The sequence below is a fragment of the Sphingopyxis indica genome (assembly GCF_900188185.1).
Taxonomy (GTDB): Bacteria; Pseudomonadota; Alphaproteobacteria; order Sphingomonadales; family Sphingomonadaceae; genus Sphingopyxis; species Sphingopyxis indica.
Genome location: NZ_FZPA01000001.1, coordinates 909821 through 927399, shown reverse-complemented (window position 1 = coordinate 927399; position 17579 = coordinate 909821). Strand labels below are relative to the sequence as shown.

Genomic DNA, 17579 nt, shown 5'->3' with positions numbered 1-17579 from the left:
CGGCCCGAGCCCCCGCGAAAGGATCCCCCGAGTCCCATGCCGCGCCGCGCCGCTTCCGCCGCCCTGCCGCTCCCCGACCTCGTCGTGCTGGTGCTGCAAGGGGGCGGCGCGCTCGGCGCCTATCAGGCGGGCGTCTATGAAGCGCTGATCGACCTCGGCATCGAGCTCGACTGGGTGGCGGGCATTTCGATCGGCGCGATCAACGCCGCGATCATCGCGGGCAATCCGCGCGACGACGCGGTCGGCAAGATGCGCGAATTCTGGGATGGCGTCTCGTCGGCGCTGCCTGCGCTGCCGAGCATCGACAACGACCTCGTCCGCGAATGGACGCATCTCGCCGCGGCGGGGCAGGTCGCGACCTTCGGCGTGCCGGGCTTCTTCACGCCGCGCTGGCCGCCGCCGGCGCTCGCCGAGCCGCAGACGCCCGCGGCGGTGAGCTTCTACGATACGGCGCCGCTCGCTGCCACGCTCGACCGCCTCGTCGACTGGGACCGGGTCAACGACGGCAAGGTTCGCTTGTCGGTTGGGGCAGTCGCGGTCGAGACGGGCAATTTCCGCTATTTCGACACGAAGAGCGACCGCATCGACGCGCGGCACATCCTCGCGTCGGGCGCGCTGCCTCCGGGCCTGCCGCCGGTCGAGATCGACGGGACATGGTATTGGGACGGCGGCCTCGTCTCGAACACGCCGCTCGAGCATGTCGTGCTGTCGGCGCGCGAGGATATGCTCGTTTTTCAGGTCGATCTGTTTCCCGCGCGCGGCGAACGCCCGCACGATCTGGAAGAAGCATGGTCGCGCGAGAAGGACATCCGTTACTCGAGCCGCACCCGCCGCATTTCCGACGGGCTCGTCCGGCGGCGCAAGGAGCATCAGCTCGTTCAGAAGATGCTCGACAAGCTGCCCGACGACGCGCGCGACCTTCCCGAAGTAAAGGCCGTCGAGAAGATGGTCGACTGCCGCGCGCTCAACGTCGTCCAGCTGATCCACGAGCCGCCGTCGTGGCAGACGGGCGCGCGCGACTTCGAATTTTCGCGCTCGACGATGGAGGCCAATTGGGCGCTCGGCCGCGCCGCCGTCGAAGCGGCGATGAAGGGCGGGCACCTGCTCGCGCAGAGCATCGCCGAAGGGCGCTCCGAAAGCTTCGCCGTGCAGGCCGATGAATTGCGGCCGAAAGCGGTTCCCGACGCGTCCTGAGACCCTCTCCCCCAAGAAGAAAGGATATATGATGCATCTCAAAGGCAAGACCGCCCTCGTCACCGGATCGACATCGGGCATCGGGCTGGGCATCGCCAAGGCGCTCGCCGCCGAGGGTGCGAACCTGATCATCAATGGCTTCGGCGACGCCGACGCGATCGAGGCCGAGCGCGCGGGCCTCGAAAAGCTGAGCGGCGGCAAGGCAAGCTATGACGGTGCCGACCTGACCAAGCCCGACGAAATCGGCGAGATGTTCGCGCGCGCCGATGCGGATTTGGGCGGGGTCGACATCCTCGTGAACAATGCCGGCACCCAGTTCGTGTCGCCGATCGAGGATTTTCCGGTCGCGAAATGGGACCTGATCCTCGCGCTCAACCTGTCGTCGGCCTTCCACACGATCCGCCATGCGGTTCCGGGGATGCGCAAGAAGGGCTGGGGCCGCATCATCGGCACCGCTTCGGCGCACTCGCTCGTCGCCTCGCCGTTCAAATCGGCCTATGTCGCCGCGAAGCACGGACTCGCGGGGCTGACGAAGACCGTTGCGCTCGAGGTCGCCGAAGCGGGGATCACCGCCAATTGCATCAGTCCGGGCTATGTCTGGACACCGCTCGTCGAAGGGCAGATCCCCGACACGATGAAGGCGCGGAACATGACGCGCGAGCAGGTGATCAACGACGTGCTGCTCGCCGGCCAGCCGACCAAGCAGTTCGTTACCGTCGAGCAGGTCGCGGCACTCGCCGTCTTCCTGACGCGTGACGAAGCCGCGAACATCACCGGCGCGAACCTCAGCGTCGATGGCGGCTGGACCGCCGCCTGAAGGCGATTGCCGACGCGCGGCCTTGAGCATTGTAACGCCTTCTCCTAAGGTTAACGACGACAGGGGCGGGGAGAATGGACGATGTGGGGTCGCACCAGATTGATTGTCGTCGCGGCGGGGCTGGGGCTCGCAGCGTGTCAGGCCGTGCCGTCGATGCCGCCCTCGGCGGCCGACGCGCCGGTTGCGGGGACGTGGCGCGCCACGGCTACCGAGCAGGACCGCACGCGCATCCGCAACTGGTATGCGAGCTGGCAGGCGGCGCTCGCGGACGCGCGTGCAAAGGGCTATGGCAAGAGCATCGAGCGCGAGGGCGTGCTCCTCGATCCGATGGCGGCGCTTCCCAATCCGCACTTGCCCGCGGGCGACTATCGCTGCCGCACGGTCAAGCTCGGCGCGCAGCGGGGCACGCTCGGCTATGTCGCCTATGACTGGTTCCAGTGCCGCGTCGCCGACGAACAGGGGATCGCCAGCCTGACCAAATTGACGGGATCGCAGCGTCCGGTCGGGCTGATCTTTCCCGACGATCTGAAGCGCCAGATCTTTCTCGGCACGCTCGAACTCGGCGACGAGACGGTGCCGATCGACTATGGCAGCGACCGGATGCGCGACATGGCGGGGCTGGTCGAGCGGATCGGCGCCAATCGCTGGCGGCTGGTGCTGCCGGCGCCAGCCTATGAATCGCTGCTCGACGTGATCGAGCTGGTGCCTGCGGGGTGATCGGAAAAAGGGGTTGAAAATGCGGATTTTGTGGACGGGTATCGCCGCGCTGGCGCTTGCCATGCCGGCGGCGGCGCAGACGCTGGGCGAACAGGTGAAGGCCGAGATGCCGTCGCTCGTCGATATTTACGCCGATCTGCACGCGCATCCAGAACTCAGCTTCCACGAGGTCCGGTCGGCCGGCATCCTTGCCGCCGAGGCGAAAAGGCTGGGCTTTGAGGTCACCGAAAAGGTCGGCGGAACCGGCGTCGTCGCGGTGATGAAGAATGGTCCGGGGCCGGTGGTGCTGGTGCGCGCCGACATGGACGGCCTGCCGGTCACCGAGCAGACGGGCCTGCCCGGCGCGTCGAAGGTGCGCGTGACCACCGACGAGGGCGTCGACACGGGCGTGATGCACGCCTGCGGCCACGATACGCACATGACGAGCTGGATCGGGGTCGCGCGGCTGATGGCGGCGAACAGGGCGAACTGGTCGGGCACGCTCGTGATGGTCGGCCAGCCCGCCGAGGAGCGCGGCGCGGGCGCGCGCATGATGCTCGAGGACGGGCTCTACACGCGCTTTCCCAAGCCCGACTATGCGATCGCCTTTCACGACGCGGCGCAGTTTCCGGCGGGCAAGATCGGCTACACGCCGGGCTATGCGCTCGCCAATGTCGACAGCGTCGACATTATGGTCAAGGGCGTCGGGGGACACGGCGCCTATCCGCAGACGACCAGGGACCCGATCGTCCTCGCGAGCCGGATCGTCGGCGCGCTCCAGACGCTCGTCTCGCGCGAGGTGAGCCCGCTCGACAGCGCCGTGGTCACCGTCGGCAGCTTCCACGCCGGGGCCAAGCACAATATCATTCCCGACGAGGCGAAGCTGCAGCTCACCGTGCGCAGCTACACCGACGCGGTGCGCGACCAGCTTTTGGACGGCATTGCGCGGATCGCGAAGGGGGAGGGGATCGCGGCGGGTCTTCCCGACGACAAGTTGCCGGTCGTGACGGTCGACCGCGACGAATATACGCCATCGACCTACAACACGCCCGAATTCACCGAAGAAATGGCGACGCTGCTCAAGACGCGCTTCGGCGAGGCGCGCGTGGTCAAGATGCCGCCGGTGATGGGCGGCGAGGATTTCGGGCGCTTCAGCCGCGACGACAAGAGCATCAAGAGCATGATCTTCTGGGTCGGCGGCGTGCCCGCAGACGAATATGCGGCGGCGCAGAAGGACGGCCGCGCGCTGCCGAGTCTCCATTCGCCCTTCTGGGCGCCCGACGCGCCCGCGGTCATTTCGACCGCGACCGAGGCGCTGACCGCGATGGCGATGGAACTGATGGGGAAGGGGTAGCCATAGACGCGGAACGCCGCGGTCGTTTGCGGAACTCCGCTTCTCTCCATGCCCGGTCTGGCACCGCTGCCGTTTCCCAATTAAATTGGGATGGACCTGTTCGAGAGGCTGTGGTGAGCGAAAGACATGCCTGTCAATGAACCCGCGCCCGGCTTGTCCGCACGCCTCACCGACCGGGAAATGGAAATTTTGCGCCTGTTGGTCGCGGGGCATACCGTCAAGACCATCGCAGCGCGCCTGGGCCGTTCGGAAACCTCGATAAACGAGCGTTTGCGCTCCGCCCGGCGGAAAACGGGCGTCGGCAGCAGCCGCGAATTGGCACGGCTTCTGGACCTCCAAAAAACTTGTGACGAAAATATCGATCTTTCGAAACAGCGTTCCACCGTGAAGGACTTGGCGCACACCGCAGCCGTCGGGGTTCGCGGTTCGAAAGGAATGATCGTCATGCTCATTGCAATCCCCCTGGTAGCTGCCGGATTCATGTTCGCAGCCGCCCCTTCCGCCGACCCCGTCGGAACATCCGGCGCCGTTTACAGCGCCGCCTCCGCGCAGTTGCCGCTGGTCGGAAGCTGGTCGCTGGACGCATCGCTCATGCCCGAGAACGAACGGCCGCAACGGGTGACGATGACGTTTCGCGCGTCGCAAGACGGCAAATGGACGACCCATGTAGAGATTGTCGCGCCGGACGGCTCGCGCAGGCACGCAGAATCGACCGCCGCTCTGGATGGCGTCCCGGTGCCGGTCACGGGCAATATGGATTTCGTCGATACCGTTGCCCTGCGTCAGCCGGCGCCCGACACATTGGTGATGACGCTGGGAAAGGCCGGCGCGCGGGTGTCGACGCGAGTCTATACCGTCGCCAAGGACATGAAATCCATGACCGAAACGATCGTCTGGTCCAGCGACAATCGCCAAAAATTGGAAACGGCGCATTTCAATCGAATTTCCTGATCGCAATCTGCTTTCCATCACCGGCGTCGCCGGGGCTTCGAAGAAATGCCGGTCCTCCCGCGTTCGGGTCTGCAAAGTCGCAGGCGTCGCACGCGTATAACGCCCCCCTCCCGACCTTCGGCACCCCGGGCTTGCCCCCCGGGGGGCCGAGCCTTGTTCCGTTCGCGATTTCGACGCTCATCGGGGCCGCTCCTTCATCGAATATCGCGCGGCTCGGGGAGGAGGCTTGCAAGCGGGGCCCGGGCTTCCTAGATGAAGGCTATGCGGGCCGGGCCCCTCTGGCGTCGGCGGAAGTGTCTTCCGCCACGTGATGTCGGACCGCATCGGGTGACACCGATGCCTCTGGCGGCCCACCTCCCCCCTACCAAGGGTCCCTGGCATCGGCGTCACCTGTTTTGAGTTCGCTCATTCAGGAGGCCATATGTCTGTTCATTCCAACATCTATCGCCTGACGGTGCTGCACCGGCAGCTCGACGACGCGGTGCGGCGCGAGATGCGTCGTCGCGGCGGCGACCCGTTCCGCTTGCTCAGGCTCAAGACGCTGAAGCTCGCGGTGAAGGGCCGGCTTGCATCGCTGATGCGGCGTCCCGCGCTCACCGTCTGAACCGATAGATCGTAACCGGGGAACGCGTCGTCCACCGGCGGCGCGTTCCGTTCGTGTGGATGGGACTCATGGAATTATTCTTCGTCGACTGGCTCGGCACGCCGGTCTGGTTCTGGCTGGCCTTTCTGGCGCTGGTCCTCGCGCTCACTGCCTTTGACCTTGGTGTATTGCACAAGGATAACAAGGAGATGGGTATCGGCGAGAGCCTGAAGCTCTCGGCGATGTACATCGGCATCGCGCTCGCCTTCGGCGGCTGGATCTGGGCCGCGAAGGGCGGCGAGGCGGGGCTGCAATATCTCACCGGCTTTTTCATCGAGAAGGCGTTGTCGATCGACAATATCTTCGTCATCTCGCTGATCTTTGCGACCTTTGCGATCCCGCCGCGCTACCAGTATCGCGCGCTCCTGTGGGGCATCATGGCGGTGATTGTGCTGCGCGGGATCATGATCGCGGGCGGCGCCGCGCTCGTCACCCAATATGGCTGGCTGCTCTATGTCTTTGCCGCTTTTCTGATCTTCACCGGGATCAAGATGCTGTTCGCGGGCGAAAAGCCGATGGATGTCGCGGGCAATCCGGTGGTCAAATGGCTGTCGCATCACATTCCGATCACGCACGACCTCCATGGCGAGAAATTCTTCGTGCGCGCCGTGGACGCGAAAACGGGCAGGCTCGCGCTCGCGGCGACGCCGCTGTTCCTCGCGCTTGTCGTCATCAACCTCGCCGACCTCGTCTTCGCGGTCGACAGCGTGCCGGCGATCTTCGCGATCACCACCGACACCTTCATCGTCTATACGTCGAACATCATGGCGATCCTTGGGCTGCGTGCGCTCTATTTCGCGCTCGCGGCCATGGTCCACCGCTTCCACTATCTCAAATATGCCCTTGCGCTGGTGCTCGTCTTCATCGGGTCGAAGATCTTCGTCGCCGATTTCCTGCTCGGCGGCGGCAAGTTCCCGCCGCTCGTCAGCCTTGGCGTCACCGTGGCGCTGATCGCGGGCGGGGTGGTATGGTCGCTCGTCAAGACACGCGGCGAAGCGGTGCCCCGCCCCGAAGCATAGATCAGACGGCAAGGATGAGCGTGTCGTCGGCCTTGGGCGGCACGGGCGCGAAGCCGGGGAGGGGATCGAACCCCGCCTCGAGCAACTCGACCGCGCGCAGCCCCTCGAGCTTGAAATGGCCGAGGCGCGGTTCTTCGTCCGAACGGATGGCCTTGGCTGGATTATGCGCGCTGACGAACAGATCGCCGTGGCGTTCGAACATCAGGTGCGGGGCGAGCGTCAGGCGCGCACCATTATAGTCTGCCGCGACCATATGCCTGGTCGCGATCGCCTGGAGGAGAGTCATGCGGGTATCGTTGTGCATCGCGGCATAATGCACGGCAAAAGCGGAGTCGCAAGGGGCGCTCCCCATGAAAATGCCCGCCGGAGGTCCGAAGACTTCCGACGGGCAGGCTTTCCTCCCCAGGAAAGCTCGGGAGGCGCGAGGCGGTTCGTGCAAGGCGCCCCGCGCCAAGTGGGGAGGCGCGGGGGGCAACGAAATCCCCCGCGCCAAGCTCGTGTCAGGCGGCGAACTGGTTCATCGTATTGTCTTTGCCCGCCGCCTTCAGCGCCGCTTCGCCGGCGAAATATTCCTTGTGATCGTCGCCGATGTCGCTGCCGCTCATATTCTGGTGCTTCACGCAGGCGATCCCCTGACGGATCTCGGCGCGCTGGACGTTCCTGACATAGCCCAGCATCGCTTCGTCGCCGAAATATTCCTTCGCCAGATTGTCGGTCGACAGCGCGGCGGTGTGATAGGTCGGCAGCGTGATCAGATGATGGAAGATGCCCGCGCGTTTCGCGGCGTCGCGCTGGAAGCTGCGGATGCGATCGTCGGCCTCGGCCGCCAGCTCGCTGCCGTCATAATCGACGCTCATCAGCTTGGCGCGATCATAGGCGCTGACGTCCTTGCCCTCCTGTTGCCATGCGTCGAACACCTGCTGGCGGAAGTTCAGTGTCCAGTTGAAGCTCGGCGAGTTGTTGTAGGCGAGCTTCGCATTGGGCACGACCTCACGGATGCGGTCGACCATGCCCGCAATCTGTTCGATGTGCGGCTTTTCGGTCTCGATCCAGATCAGGTCGGCGCCGTTCTGCAGGCTGGTGATGCAGTCGAGCACGCAGCGATCCTCGCCGGTTCCGGGGCGGAACTGATAGAGGTTCGAGGGCAGGCGCTTCGGGCGCATTAACTTGCCGTCGCGGTTGATCAGCACGTCGCCGGGATTGCCCGCACCGCTGACCTCTTCGCAGTCGAGGAAGCTGTTATACTGATCGCCGAGGTCACCCGGCTCGCGGGTGAAGGCGATCTGCTTGGTCAGGCCGGCGCCGAGGCTGTCGGTGCGCGCGACGATGATCCCGTCCTCGACCCCCATTTCCATGAAGGCATAGCGCAGCGCGCGGATCTTTTGCAGGAAATCCTCGTGCGGCACGGTGACCTTGCCGTCCTGATGGCCGCACTGTTTTTCGTCCGAGACCTGATTTTCGATCTGCAGCGCGCAGGCGCCGGCTTCGATCATCTTCTTGGCGAGCAGATAGGTCGCCTCGGCGTTGCCGAAGCCCGCGTCGATGTCGGCGATGATCGGCACGACGTGCGTTTCGTGATTGTCGATCGCGTGCTGGATCTGCTTCGCCTTGACCTCGTCGCCCGCGGCGCGCGCGGCGTCGAGGTCGCGGAACAGGCCGCCAAGCTCGCGCGCGTCGGCCTGACGCAGGAAGGTATAGATTTCCTCGATCAGCGCCGGAACGCTCGTCTTTTCGTGCATCGACTGGTCGGGCAGCGGGCCGAACTCGCTGCGCAGCGCGGCGATCATCCAGCCCGAAAGATAGATGTAGCGGCGCTTGGTCGAGCCGAAATGCTTCTTGATCGCGATCATCTTCTGCTGCGCGATGAAGCCGTGCCAGCAGCCGAGCGACTGGGTGTAGTTGGCGGGATCGGCGTCATAGGCGGCCATGTCGGCGCGCATGATGCGCGCGGTGTAGCGGGCGATGTCGAGGCCCGTTCTGAAGCGGTTCTGGGCGCGCATCCGGGCGACATTCTCGGCCCCGATCGCGTCCCAGCGGCCATCCTGGTCGCGGATGAGTCGGCCGGCCTGCGCCATGTCTTCCTGATAGCCCATATTTCATTCCTTGGTTGCGCCTTGGGGCGATTGGGATGGGCTGAAAATGACCAAGATCGCGCACAAAGTGAAAAGCTTTGTGAATAATTCTTGTGAAATATGCCGCATAAGTGCAGAATTGATTGTAAATTAGTAAAGAAAGTTACATTCCATGACGGAGCGGCGGGTGTTTGCGGGGCCGGCGGTGCGGCGGCTCAGGCGCGAGGCGGGGTTGACGCAGGCGGCGATGGCCGAGGCGCTCGACATTTCGCCGAGCTACCTCAACCTGATCGAGAATGGCCAGCGGCCCCTGTCGGCGACGGTGATCGTCCGGCTGGCCGAGCGCTTCGCCTTCGACGCCGCGAGCCTGGGCGGCGAAGAGGTGCCGGGCGGCCTCGCAGGGCTGCGACGGCGCCTCGCCGATCCGCGCTTCGCCGACCTGGGCATCGCGCCGCACGAGGTCGAGGAATGGCTGCACGCCGCGCCGGCGACCGCCGCCGCCTTTGCCCGGCTGTTCGACGCGGCGCCCGAGGGCCGGGCCGAAAGCGAAGACGATGCGCCCGAAGTGGCCGCGGTGCGGCGCGCGATCGAGAAATGGCGCAACCATTTCGCCGACCTCGATGCCAAGGCCGAGGAACTCGCCGACGAACTGCGCCTCGCGGGTGGCGACCTTTATGGCACGATCGCCGAACGGCTGCGCACGCGCCACCAGCTCGGTATCCGCATCCTGCCCGCCGACGTGATGCCCGACCGGCTCCGCTGGCTCGACTGGCACGCGCGGCAGCTGATGCTGAACGAGTTGCTGCGCCCCGCCAGCCGCACCTTTCAGGCCGCGGCGACGCTCGCGCAGATGGAGGCGAAGGACGAGATCGCGGCGCTCGTTGCGGGAGCGGAGTTCGCCGAGAGCGCCGCCGCGCGGCTGTTCGAGCGCCATCTGATCCACTATTTTGCCGCCGCGCTGATGATGCCCTATGGCCGCTTCCTGCGCGCGTGCGATGCGACGGGATATGATCTGCTGCTGCTTCAGCGGCGTTTCGGCGCCGGGTTCGAACAGGTCGCGCACCGGCTGACGACGCTCCAGCGCGTCGGCGCGCGCGGCCTGCCCTTTTTCATGCTGCGCATCGACCGCGCCGGGCAGGGGAGCAAGCGCTATTCGGGCGCGAGCCAGTCGCCGCTCGTCGATGGCGACGCGCGCTGTCCGCTGTGGGGCGTGCATGAGGCGTTCGCGCGGCCCGGTGAGGTGATCGCCGACCTGGTCGAGCTGGAAGACGGATCGCGCTGGTTCACCCAGAGCCGCAGCGTTGCGGCGCCGGGTGCGACGGGGAGCGGCACGCCCGCGCGTTTCGTCGTGTGCGTCGGCGTCGATGCCAAGGTCGCCGCGCCGCTCACCGCCGCGCGCGGTATCGACCTGATGCGCGCGCCCGCGACCCCGATCGGATTGGGGTGCAGGCGCTGCACGCGCAGCGGCTGCGTCCAGCGCTCGATGCCCCCGCTCGGCCGCGCGCTGCGTTTTCGCGAGGGCGAGCGCGGGATAAGCGCGTTCGATTTCGGGGGGGATTGATCGGACGTCGGTGGAGCGGAGGGCGAGGCCGAGATGCCTGCTGGGCCGAGGCGGGGTGCCTCGACTTCGCTCGACACGAACGGGAAAAATGGGGGGAGCGCTGACTGGTTCCGACTGAAAGCTGCCGTCAGGCCATCACCAGATTCGCGCAGAGACGCAGAGAACGCAGAGGGCAAGCGTGAAAATCTCTGCGTTCTCTGCGTCTCTGCGCGAAATGTTTGGAAGGCGGCATCCGACAAAAGTTGGCCGTTGGTCATTGGGTATGCCCACTTTGTCATTCCCGCGAAAGCGGGAACCCAGGGCGGATTTATGCAACCCTGGATCCCCGCTTTCGCGGGGATGACAAAAGTTGGCAATGGCCGCTCCCCGCCCCAAAGCCGATGTCGCCTTGCTCAGCGCTTCATGCACTGGCGCGCGTCGTCGCGCTTATATTCGCTGCAGTTCCACAGCGCCTTTTCGAAACCGGCCTTGTCGTCGCGCAGGTAGGAAAAGGTCATGCCGGCGCGCTGCGTCGCGCTCATCGCTTCGCCGTCGGGTTTGAGCAGCGGGTTCGTCCAGCCCATGAATTTGCAATATTCGCGCGTCCCGCAGAGGCGCAGCGCGAGTGTGACGAAACTTTCGGGCGGGGCGCTGCGGTCGAGCTGGATCAGGATCGTGTCGCGCGAGGCGACCCCCGCGGGAGCGTCCTTGCCTGCGATGATGTCCGCTTCGCCGACGGCGGCATTGGTGTCGACGCCCGCGAGCTCGCCCAGGGAGCCGCCCGAATGGACCAGCGAAATGCCCGCGAGTTCGGCTTCGACAGGATCGCTGCCGCGCACCGCCCCGCGAAAGGCGCCGGGGGTTCCCCAATAGCCGGGCCAGCGGAAGAAGAGATGCGTGTCGATCGCCGCGATCTTTTCGAGCGTGTCGCTCCAATAGGGGCGCACCCAGTCGGTGTGATAATGCGTCGCGAGCCCGACCGCCGGATCGACGAGCCCGGCCAGCATCATGCTCGCATTGTCCTGCGCGCGGCGCCACGCGACGTCCGAATAGCGGCGGGCGAGGGCACCGTCGCAGGTGAAGGTGAACTGGCAACCGGTGGCGCGCTCGGCGCCCTGGAAGACGACTTCGCAGATACTCTTGGGGAAAGCGGGATGGCGGACACGGTTGATCACCACCTGTCCGACCGCAAGCTGACCCTTGCTGTCGTCGCCCGCTTCATAGAGCATCGCCGCCGCCATGCAGTCGCGCGCGCGGGCGCGGTTGGCCGCATCGCCGGGATAGACGAACGGGCGCGCGGGCACGAAATTCCTTGTGATCAGGGGAATGCGGTCGTTCGCGGCCTTTGCGTCCTCGACGGTGAGCGGCGCGAGGTCCATCGGCTCGACCGCAGGGACGATTTCGGGGGGCGGCGCGACCGGGTGCGGCCGTACCTTCGCATCCGCCCTGAGCCTGCCGGGTCCGCTGGCATGGAGCACCGCCGCGATGGCGGCGATCGCCAGCAGCGCGAACAGCCACCCCGGTCCTTCGCGCCACAGCGGCGACGTGTCTGGCGTCGGGTCCGGACGCATTGGCGCGAGCCTTAGATTTCCGGCAGGAAGTCGGGCACCGACAGATAGCGCTCGCCGGTGTCGTAGTTGAAACCGAGCACGCGGCTGCCGGCGGGAAGCTCGGCGAGCTTCTGCTGGATTGCGGCGAGCGTTGCGCCCGACGAAATGCCGACGAGCAGCCCTTCCTCGCGCGCGGCGCGCAGCGCCATCGCCTTGGCGTCGGGCGCCTCGACCTCGATCACGCCGTCGAGCAGGTCGGTGTGGAGATTGCGCGGGATGAAGCCCGCGCCGATGCCCTGAATCGGGTGCGGGCCGGGCTGGCCGCCCGAAATGACCGGCGAGGCGGTGGGCTCGACCGCGAAGACCTTGAGCTTCGGCCACGCCGCCTTGAGCACCTGCGCGCAGCCGGTGATGTGGCCGCCGGTGCCGACCCCGGTGATCAGCGCGTCGATCGGCGTGTCGCCGAAGTCGGCGAGAATTTCCTGGGCCGTCGTGCGGACGTGGATGTCGATATTCGCCTCATTCTCGAACTGCTGGGGCATCCACGCGCCGGGGGTCGTCTCGACGAGTTCGATCGCACGCTCGATCGCGCCCTTCATCCCCTTTTCGCGCGGGGTGAGGTCGAAGGTCGCGCCATAGGCGAGCATCAGCCGCCGCCGCTCGATCGACATGCTTTCGGGCATGACGAGGATCAGCCTGTAACCCTTGACCGCAGCGGCCATGGCAAGGCCGATTCCGGTGTTGCCCGAGGTCGGCTCGACGATCGTGCCGCCGGGCTTCAGGCTGCCGTCCTTCTCCGCCGCCTCGATCATCGCGAGGCCGATGCGGTCCTTGATCGAGCCGCCCGGATTGCTGCGCTCCGACTTCACCCATACTTCGGCATCGGGAAACATCCGCGACAGGCGGATGTGCGGGGTGTTGCCGATGGTTTCGAGGATCGAATTGGCTTTCATGGGATGCTTTCCTTGAATTGCGGCTCAAAGCTACGCGCGCGGCGCAGTTCGGGGAACAGCCACGACCATAGCGCCGTCACGCCGACGGCGCCAGCACCGCCGATGACGACAGCGCCGACCGGACCGAGCAGCGCGGCCATCGCGCCGGCGCGCATTTCGCCAAGCTCGTTCGACGCCGAAATGGCGAGGCCCGACGCCGCGCTGACGCGGCCGCGCATATGATCGGGGGTGTTGAGCTGAATCAATGTGCCGCGCACGAAGACCGAGAACATGTCGGCGGCGCCCATGACCACGAGCAGGGCGAGCGACAGGAAGAAGTTGGTCGAAAGGCCGAAGCCGACGGTGACGCCGCCGAACACCGCGACTGCCCACAGCATCTTCACGCCAACGTTGCGCTCGATCGGGCGAAAGGCGAGGCCGAGCGCGACGAGCGCGGCGCCGACGGCGGGCGCGGCGCGCAGGAAGCCGAGCCCTTCGGAGCCGATCTGCAGGATGTCGCGTGCATAGACGGGGAGCATCGCGGTCGCGCCGGCGAGCAGTACCGCGAACAGATCGAGGGTGATCGTGCCGAGCAGGAAGCGCTCGCTCCACACGAATTGGAGCCCGTCGACCATTTCGCGCAGCGGATGGCGGCGCACCTCGGCGGGCGGCGGCAGGACGGGGCGCACGCGGCTGATCGTGAAGGCCGAGGCGGCGAGCAATGCGGCGGCGAAAACATAGACCGAGGTTGGATGCGCGGCATAGATGAGCCCGCCCGCCGCGGGGCCGATCACCGACGCCGATTGCCATGCGATGCTGCTCATCGCGATGGCGCGCGGCAGCACCGCCGCGGGGACGATATTGGGCGCGATCGCGCTCATCGCCGGGCCCGAAAAGACGCGCGCGACGCCGTGCAGCGCCGCGAGGCCGAAGAGCAGCGGCAGGGTCAGCCCGTCGGTCCAGGTGAACCAGCCGAGCGTCGCGGCGATCAACATGTCGATGCCGTTCGAAAAGATCGCGACGCGGCGCCGTTCGAAGCGGTCGGCGGCCCAGCCGGCGACCGGGGTGAGCAGCGCGAGCGGAACGAACTGGACGAGGCCGAGCAGCCCGAGCTGGAACGACGCCTCCTTGATCGACATGCCATAGTCGCTGCGCGCGGTGTCGTAGAGCTGATAGCCGATCACCACGACCATCGCGATCGTCGCCATCACCGCGGTGAAGCGCGCGAACCAATAATAGCGAAAATCGGCGAAACCGAGCGGCGAAGGGGCCTTGGGGGGAGCATCCGCCGGCAGGGCGGGATCGACCGACGGGGGAGGGGGAATGGTCGCCATCGCGGCTCGCCCTATCCGGCTTTCCGGCGCTGCACCAGATAGCTTTTGTTTCGCGGGCGACGCGCGGCACCTGTCGTTCGTCGATTAGGGGGTGTCATCCGGCACCAGGCTTGGCAAAAGCGGGGCAGAACAGAGGGAGATTTCAGGAAATGACACGTAAATTCACCCGCTTCGGCGGCGCCGCGCTGGCTGGCGCACTGCTCGTGCTGACCGCCTGCAACCCGAGCGGCACGGGGTCGGCCGACGCATCGGCGGCGACCAGCTGGAGCGGCTTTCGCGACGATTTCCTTGCGGGCTATTTTCCGCTCAACCCGACCTTCGCCGTCTATCAGGGCAAGCATGAGTTCGATGGCCAGCTTCCCGACTGGTCGCCCGAGGGAATCGAGAAGCAGGCGGCCTTCCTCGAAAAGACGATTGCCGATGCCAAGGCCTTCGACGGCAAGATGACCGACAAGGAGCGATTCGAGCGCGACTATCTGATTCATGTCGCCGAAGGGCAGCTCTTCTTCCTGCGCGACACCGATTTCGCGCACAAGAACCCCGCTTATTACATCGGCGCGCTCGATCCCAACGTCTATGTCTCGCGCCCCTATGCCGACGCCGCGACGCGGATGAAGGCGTTTATCGCCTATGCCGAGAAGGTTCCCGCCGCGGCGGCGCAGATCAAGGCGAATCTGACGCTGCCCCTGCCCAAGACCTATGTGAAGCTGGGCAGCGCGGGCTTCGGCGGCTTTGCCGACTATTATACCGGCGACGCCAAGGCGGCCTTTGCCGAGGTGACCGACCCCGCGCTGCAAAAGCAGTTCGACGAGGCGGCGGCGAAGGCGGCGGCGGCGATGAAGGACCTCGCCGCCTATGTCGGGTCGCAGCCGGGGACCGACGACGGCTATGCGCTCGGCGCCGACAAATTCGCGAAGATGATCCTGACCAACGAAGGCGTCGACACGCCGCTTGCCGAACTCGAGGCGATCGGGCGCGCCGACCTCAAGCGCAATCAGGACGCGCTGAAGGCCGCCTGCGCGACCTTCGCGCCGGGCGCGGCGATCGCCGACTGCATGGCGAAGATGGGCAGCGACAAGCCCGCCGACGGCCCCGTCGCCGAAGCGCGGCGCCAGCTGCCGATGCTGCGCGCCTTTCTGGTCGAGAAGGATCTGGTCTCGATCCCCGGCACCGAACAGGCCAAGGTCGAGGAATCGCCGCCCTATAACCGCCAGAACAGCGCCTATATCGACATTCCGGGGCCGTATGAGAAAGGCCTGCCGTCGGTCTATTATATCTCGCCGCCCGACCCGAGCTGGGACAAGGCGACGCAGCAGGCGTTCATTCCGGGCAAGAAGGACCTGCTCTTCACCTCGGTCCACGAAGTGTGGCCGGGGCATTTCCTGAACTTCCTCCACTCGAACCGATCGGACAGCATCTTTGGCAAGCTGTTCGTCGGCTATGCCTTTGCCGAGGGCTGGGCGCATTATAGCGAGGAAATGATGTGGGACGCGGGGCTCGGTGACGGCGATCCCGAAACGCATATCGGGCAGCTGTCGAACGCGCTGCTGCGCGATTGCCGCTTCCTGTCGGCGATCGGGCTCCACACGCAGGGGATGACCGTCGCGGACAGCGAAAAGATGTTCAAGGAGCAATGCTATCAGGACGAGGGCAATTCGCGCCAGCAGGCGGCGCGCGGCACCTATGACCCGCTTTACCTCAACTATACGATGGGCAAGCTGATGATCCGCAAGCTGCGCGAGGACTGGACGAAGGGCGACCGGACGAAGTGGAAGGCCTTCCACGACGAATTCCTGTCCTATGGCGGCCCGCCGATCCCGATGGTGCGCGCGGCGATGATGAAGGAGGATGCGCCGCACGCGGTCTTCTGACCGCGCGGCGGGCGGGGCTCAGGCGGCGGGGGCGCGCAATCGCGCGACGAAGAAGCCGTCGAGCCCGCCCGCATCGGCGAGCATGACGGGGAGCGTGCGGACGAAGCCGCTTGCGTCGGGGGCGATGCCGGCGGGTAGCTCGCCGGGGCGGGCGGGTTCGACCGTCCAGCCGCCATGCGCGGCGAGAAACGCTGCGATCTGCTCTTCGCCCTCGGCTTGCTCGAGCGAGCAGGTCGCATAGACGAGCTGGCCGCCGGGTTTGACCCAGCCGGCGGCCCGGTCGAGCAATTCGGCCTGTAATTCGGCCATGTCTGCAATCTGCGTCGGCCCGACCCGATGCAGCACGTCGGGATGGCGCCGGAAGATTCCCGTGGCCGAGCAGGGTGCGTCGAGCAGGATCGCATCGGCGGGCGCTTCGGGGGCCCAGCGGCGGATGTCGCCCTGGACGATTTCGGCGGCGAGGCCGGTGCGTTTCAGATTGTCGCCGAGCCGCGCGAGGCGCCGGGCGCTCGCGTCGACCGCGGTGACGCGCCAGCCGGCGGCGGCGAGCTGCATCGTCTTGCCGCCTGGCGCGGCGCAGAGGTCGAGCACGGCGCGTCCGTCCCCCGCGCCGAGCAGGCGGGCTGGAAGGCTCGCGGCAAGATCCTGCACCCACCAGCCGCCCGCGCGATAGCCCGGCATATCCTCGACTGCCTGGCCGCGCGGCAGGCGGCGGTGACGCGGGGCGAGCGTTATGGCTTCGGCCCAGCCGGTTTCGACGGGCTCGGCGGCGAAGCTGAGGTCGATCGGCGGCGGTGCGCTCCACGCCGCTTCGGCGGCAGCGACCATGTCGGCGCCCCATTGCGCCGTCCAGCGCCCGGCAGTCGCGGGAGGCAGCGTCGCGCGCGGCGGCAGCGCCCATTCCTCCTGCTGCGCGCGCGACAAGAGTGCGTGGACGAGCCGGCGCGGTCCGCCGGCGACGAGCGGCAGAGCGGTCGCGACGACGGCGTGCGGCGGGCTGCGCAGCACGAGCAGCTGCGCGAGCGCGAGGCGCAGCACCGCGCGCGCCTTCACATCCTCGGGCAGCGGCTGTTCGGTGGCGCCGTCGATCAGTGCGTCGATGTCGACCATCCGGCGTAGCGCTTCGGAGACGATCGCGATCGCGAAGGCGCGGTCGGCGGGGGCGAGGCCCTGCGTCGCGGCATGGACCGCGATGTCGAGCGGATCGCCGCGGCGCAGCACCGCGTCGATCAGGCGCAGCGCCGCCCGGCGCGGCGCGGTGCCGGGCGGGTCGCGGTCGTCGGGGCGGCGGCGGCGATCAGCCATGGCCCGTCGCCGCGCGACGCTTGGCGGAACGATACGAAGCGCCTATCTGGGACATGATCCATTCGGTTGCGGACATAGAGAGATGAGCGAAATCAAAGCCAATTCCATCGGCGGCACCCCGCGCGCGACCGAGCGCCCCGCGCATATCAAGCCGCCCGCCGACTGGACGAACAGTCCGGTGCCCGAGCCCGAGGCCATCACGCGCGAAGCCGCGGCGGACCAGCCCGGCGGCCGCGATCCCGTGCGCTATGGCGACTGGGAGTATAAGGGTCTGGCGATCGACTTTTGACGGGGCGGAAGT

16 protein-coding genes are annotated in these 17579 nt (G+C 66.7%); 10 read left to right on the top strand and 6 right to left on the bottom strand.

Translation table 11 applies throughout. The features are described 5' to 3' along the window. Positions 1-36: 36 nt before the first annotated feature. The 7 genes from CHB69_RS04390 to CHB69_RS04360 all read left to right on the top strand — a co-directional run bounded on the left by CHB69_RS04390 (position 37) and on the right by CHB69_RS04360 (position 6674). Positions 37-1194 carry a patatin-like phospholipase family protein gene (locus tag CHB69_RS04390; protein ID WP_089214684.1) on the top strand — a complete coding sequence of 386 codons (1158 nt, stop codon included), beginning with the start codon at positions 37-39 and terminating at the stop codon, positions 1192-1194. Between the two features lie 31 nt (positions 1195-1225). Further along, the gene (locus tag CHB69_RS04385; protein ID WP_089214805.1) at positions 1226-2011 is read left to right on the top strand and encodes a 3-hydroxybutyrate dehydrogenase; all 786 of its coding nucleotides are present in this window, start codon (positions 1226-1228) and stop codon (positions 2009-2011) included. An 81-nt stretch (positions 2012-2092) separates the two neighbouring features. After that, on the top strand, positions 2093-2728 hold the full coding sequence (locus CHB69_RS04380; RefSeq protein WP_089214683.1) for a DUF4893 domain-containing protein: 636 nt from the start codon (positions 2093-2095) through the stop codon (positions 2726-2728). 19 nt (positions 2729-2747) lie between these two features. Beyond that, a complete protein-coding gene (locus tag CHB69_RS04375; RefSeq protein WP_089214682.1) occupies positions 2748-4061 on the top strand; it encodes an amidohydrolase in 1314 nt (437 codons plus the stop codon). Positions 4062-4187: 126 nt separating this feature from the next. After that, positions 4188-5012 carry a helix-turn-helix domain-containing protein gene (locus tag CHB69_RS04370; RefSeq protein ID WP_089214681.1) on the top strand — a complete coding sequence of 275 codons (825 nt, stop codon included), beginning with the start codon at positions 4188-4190 and terminating at the stop codon, positions 5010-5012. Positions 5013-5433: 421 nt separating this feature from the next. Further along, positions 5434-5616 carry a DUF465 domain-containing protein gene (locus tag CHB69_RS04365; RefSeq protein WP_089214680.1) on the top strand — a complete coding sequence of 61 codons (183 nt, stop codon included), beginning with the start codon at positions 5434-5436 and terminating at the stop codon, positions 5614-5616. A 68-nt stretch (positions 5617-5684) separates the two neighbouring features. Continuing rightward, entirely contained in the window at positions 5685-6674 is a 990-nt protein-coding gene (locus CHB69_RS04360; RefSeq protein WP_089214679.1) for a TerC family protein, read from the top strand. A gap of 1 nt (position 6675) precedes the next feature. Here CHB69_RS04360 and CHB69_RS04355 read toward each other — a convergent pair whose 3' ends face one another. Both CHB69_RS04355 and CHB69_RS04350 read right to left on the bottom strand, forming a co-directional pair. Further along, positions 6676-6960 (bottom strand): WYL domain-containing protein, encoded by a 285-nt coding sequence (locus CHB69_RS04355; RefSeq protein WP_245836500.1) that lies wholly within the window; start codon positions 6958-6960, stop codon positions 6676-6678. A gap of 214 nt (positions 6961-7174) precedes the next feature. Continuing rightward, a complete protein-coding gene (locus CHB69_RS04350) occupies positions 7175-8767 on the bottom strand; it encodes an isocitrate lyase (protein WP_089214678.1) in 1593 nt (530 codons plus the stop codon). A 151-nt stretch (positions 8768-8918) separates the two neighbouring features. Between CHB69_RS04350 and CHB69_RS04345 the strand changes: the two genes are divergently transcribed. After that, on the top strand, positions 8919-10307 hold the full coding sequence (locus CHB69_RS04345; RefSeq protein WP_089214677.1) for a helix-turn-helix domain-containing protein: 1389 nt from the start codon (positions 8919-8921) through the stop codon (positions 10305-10307). A gap of 392 nt (positions 10308-10699) precedes the next feature. Here CHB69_RS04345 and CHB69_RS04340 read toward each other — a convergent pair whose 3' ends face one another. The 3 genes from CHB69_RS04340 to CHB69_RS04330 are packed head-to-tail and all read right to left on the bottom strand — an operon-like array spanning position 10700 to position 14102. Continuing rightward, the gene (locus tag CHB69_RS04340; protein WP_089214676.1) at positions 10700-11857 is read right to left on the bottom strand and encodes a cell wall hydrolase; all 1158 of its coding nucleotides are present in this window, start codon (positions 11855-11857) and stop codon (positions 10700-10702) included. An 11-nt stretch (positions 11858-11868) separates the two neighbouring features. Further along, positions 11869-12789, bottom strand: coding sequence for a cysteine synthase A (gene cysK / locus CHB69_RS04335; protein WP_089214675.1), 921 nt, complete (start codon positions 12787-12789; stop codon positions 11869-11871). Then, on the bottom strand, positions 12786-14102 hold the full coding sequence (locus tag CHB69_RS04330) for an MFS transporter (protein WP_089214674.1): 1317 nt from the start codon (positions 14100-14102) through the stop codon (positions 12786-12788). Before CHB69_RS04330 ends, cysK begins: the two co-directional genes overlap by 4 nt. Positions 14103-14251: 149 nt before the next feature. Here CHB69_RS04330 and CHB69_RS04325 point away from each other — a divergent pair, with 149 nt between their 5' ends. Continuing rightward, positions 14252-15973 carry a DUF885 domain-containing protein gene (locus tag CHB69_RS04325; RefSeq protein WP_089214673.1) on the top strand — a complete coding sequence of 574 codons (1722 nt, stop codon included), beginning with the start codon at positions 14252-14254 and terminating at the stop codon, positions 15971-15973. Between the two features lie 18 nt (positions 15974-15991). Here CHB69_RS04325 and CHB69_RS04320 read toward each other — a convergent pair whose 3' ends face one another. Then, positions 15992-17278, bottom strand: a complete 1287-nt coding sequence (locus CHB69_RS04320; RefSeq protein WP_089214672.1) for an RsmB/NOP family class I SAM-dependent RNA methyltransferase — start codon at positions 17276-17278, stop codon at positions 15992-15994. An 82-nt stretch (positions 17279-17360) separates the two neighbouring features. On the opposite strand from CHB69_RS04320, the gene CHB69_RS04315 reads away from it, so the two are divergent. After that, positions 17361-17567: a DUF1674 domain-containing protein gene (locus tag CHB69_RS04315; protein ID WP_089214671.1), complete on the top strand. Its 207-nt coding sequence runs from the start codon at positions 17361-17363 to the stop codon at positions 17565-17567. Positions 17568-17579 lie beyond the last annotated feature (12 nt).

Coding starts and splice junctions, on each gene's coding strand:
- CHB69_RS04390 (WP_089214684.1), top strand. CDS start 37: ATGCCGCGCCGCGCCGCTTCCGCCGCCCTGCCGCTCCCCGACCTCGTC.
- CHB69_RS04385 (WP_089214805.1), top strand. CDS start 1,226: ATGCATCTCAAAGGCAAGACCGCCCTCGTCACCGGATCGACATCGGGC.
- CHB69_RS04380 (WP_089214683.1), top strand. CDS start 2,093: ATGTGGGGTCGCACCAGATTGATTGTCGTCGCGGCGGGGCTGGGGCTC.
- CHB69_RS04375 (WP_089214682.1), top strand. CDS start 2,748: ATGCGGATTTTGTGGACGGGTATCGCCGCGCTGGCGCTTGCCATGCCG.
- CHB69_RS04370 (WP_089214681.1), top strand. CDS start 4,188: ATGCCTGTCAATGAACCCGCGCCCGGCTTGTCCGCACGCCTCACCGAC.
- CHB69_RS04365 (WP_089214680.1), top strand. CDS start 5,434: ATGTCTGTTCATTCCAACATCTATCGCCTGACGGTGCTGCACCGGCAG.
- CHB69_RS04360 (WP_089214679.1), top strand. CDS start 5,685: ATGGAATTATTCTTCGTCGACTGGCTCGGCACGCCGGTCTGGTTCTGG.
- CHB69_RS04355 (WP_245836500.1), bottom strand. CDS start 6,960: ATGACTCTCCTCCAGGCGATCGCGACCAGGCATATGGTCGCGGCAGAC.
- CHB69_RS04350 (WP_089214678.1), bottom strand. CDS start 8,767: ATGGGCTATCAGGAAGACATGGCGCAGGCCGGCCGACTCATCCGCGAC.
- CHB69_RS04345 (WP_089214677.1), top strand. CDS start 8,919: ATGACGGAGCGGCGGGTGTTTGCGGGGCCGGCGGTGCGGCGGCTCAGG.
- CHB69_RS04340 (WP_089214676.1), bottom strand. CDS start 11,857: ATGCGTCCGGACCCGACGCCAGACACGTCGCCGCTGTGGCGCGAAGGA.
- cysK (WP_089214675.1), bottom strand. CDS start 12,789: ATGAAAGCCAATTCGATCCTCGAAACCATCGGCAACACCCCGCACATC.
- CHB69_RS04330 (WP_089214674.1), bottom strand. CDS start 14,102: ATGGCGACCATTCCCCCTCCCCCGTCGGTCGATCCCGCCCTGCCGGCG.
- CHB69_RS04325 (WP_089214673.1), top strand. CDS start 14,252: ATGACACGTAAATTCACCCGCTTCGGCGGCGCCGCGCTGGCTGGCGCA.
- CHB69_RS04320 (WP_089214672.1), bottom strand. CDS start 17,278: ATGGCTGATCGCCGCCGCCGCCCCGACGACCGCGACCCGCCCGGCACC.
- CHB69_RS04315 (WP_089214671.1), top strand. CDS start 17,361: ATGAGCGAAATCAAAGCCAATTCCATCGGCGGCACCCCGCGCGCGACC.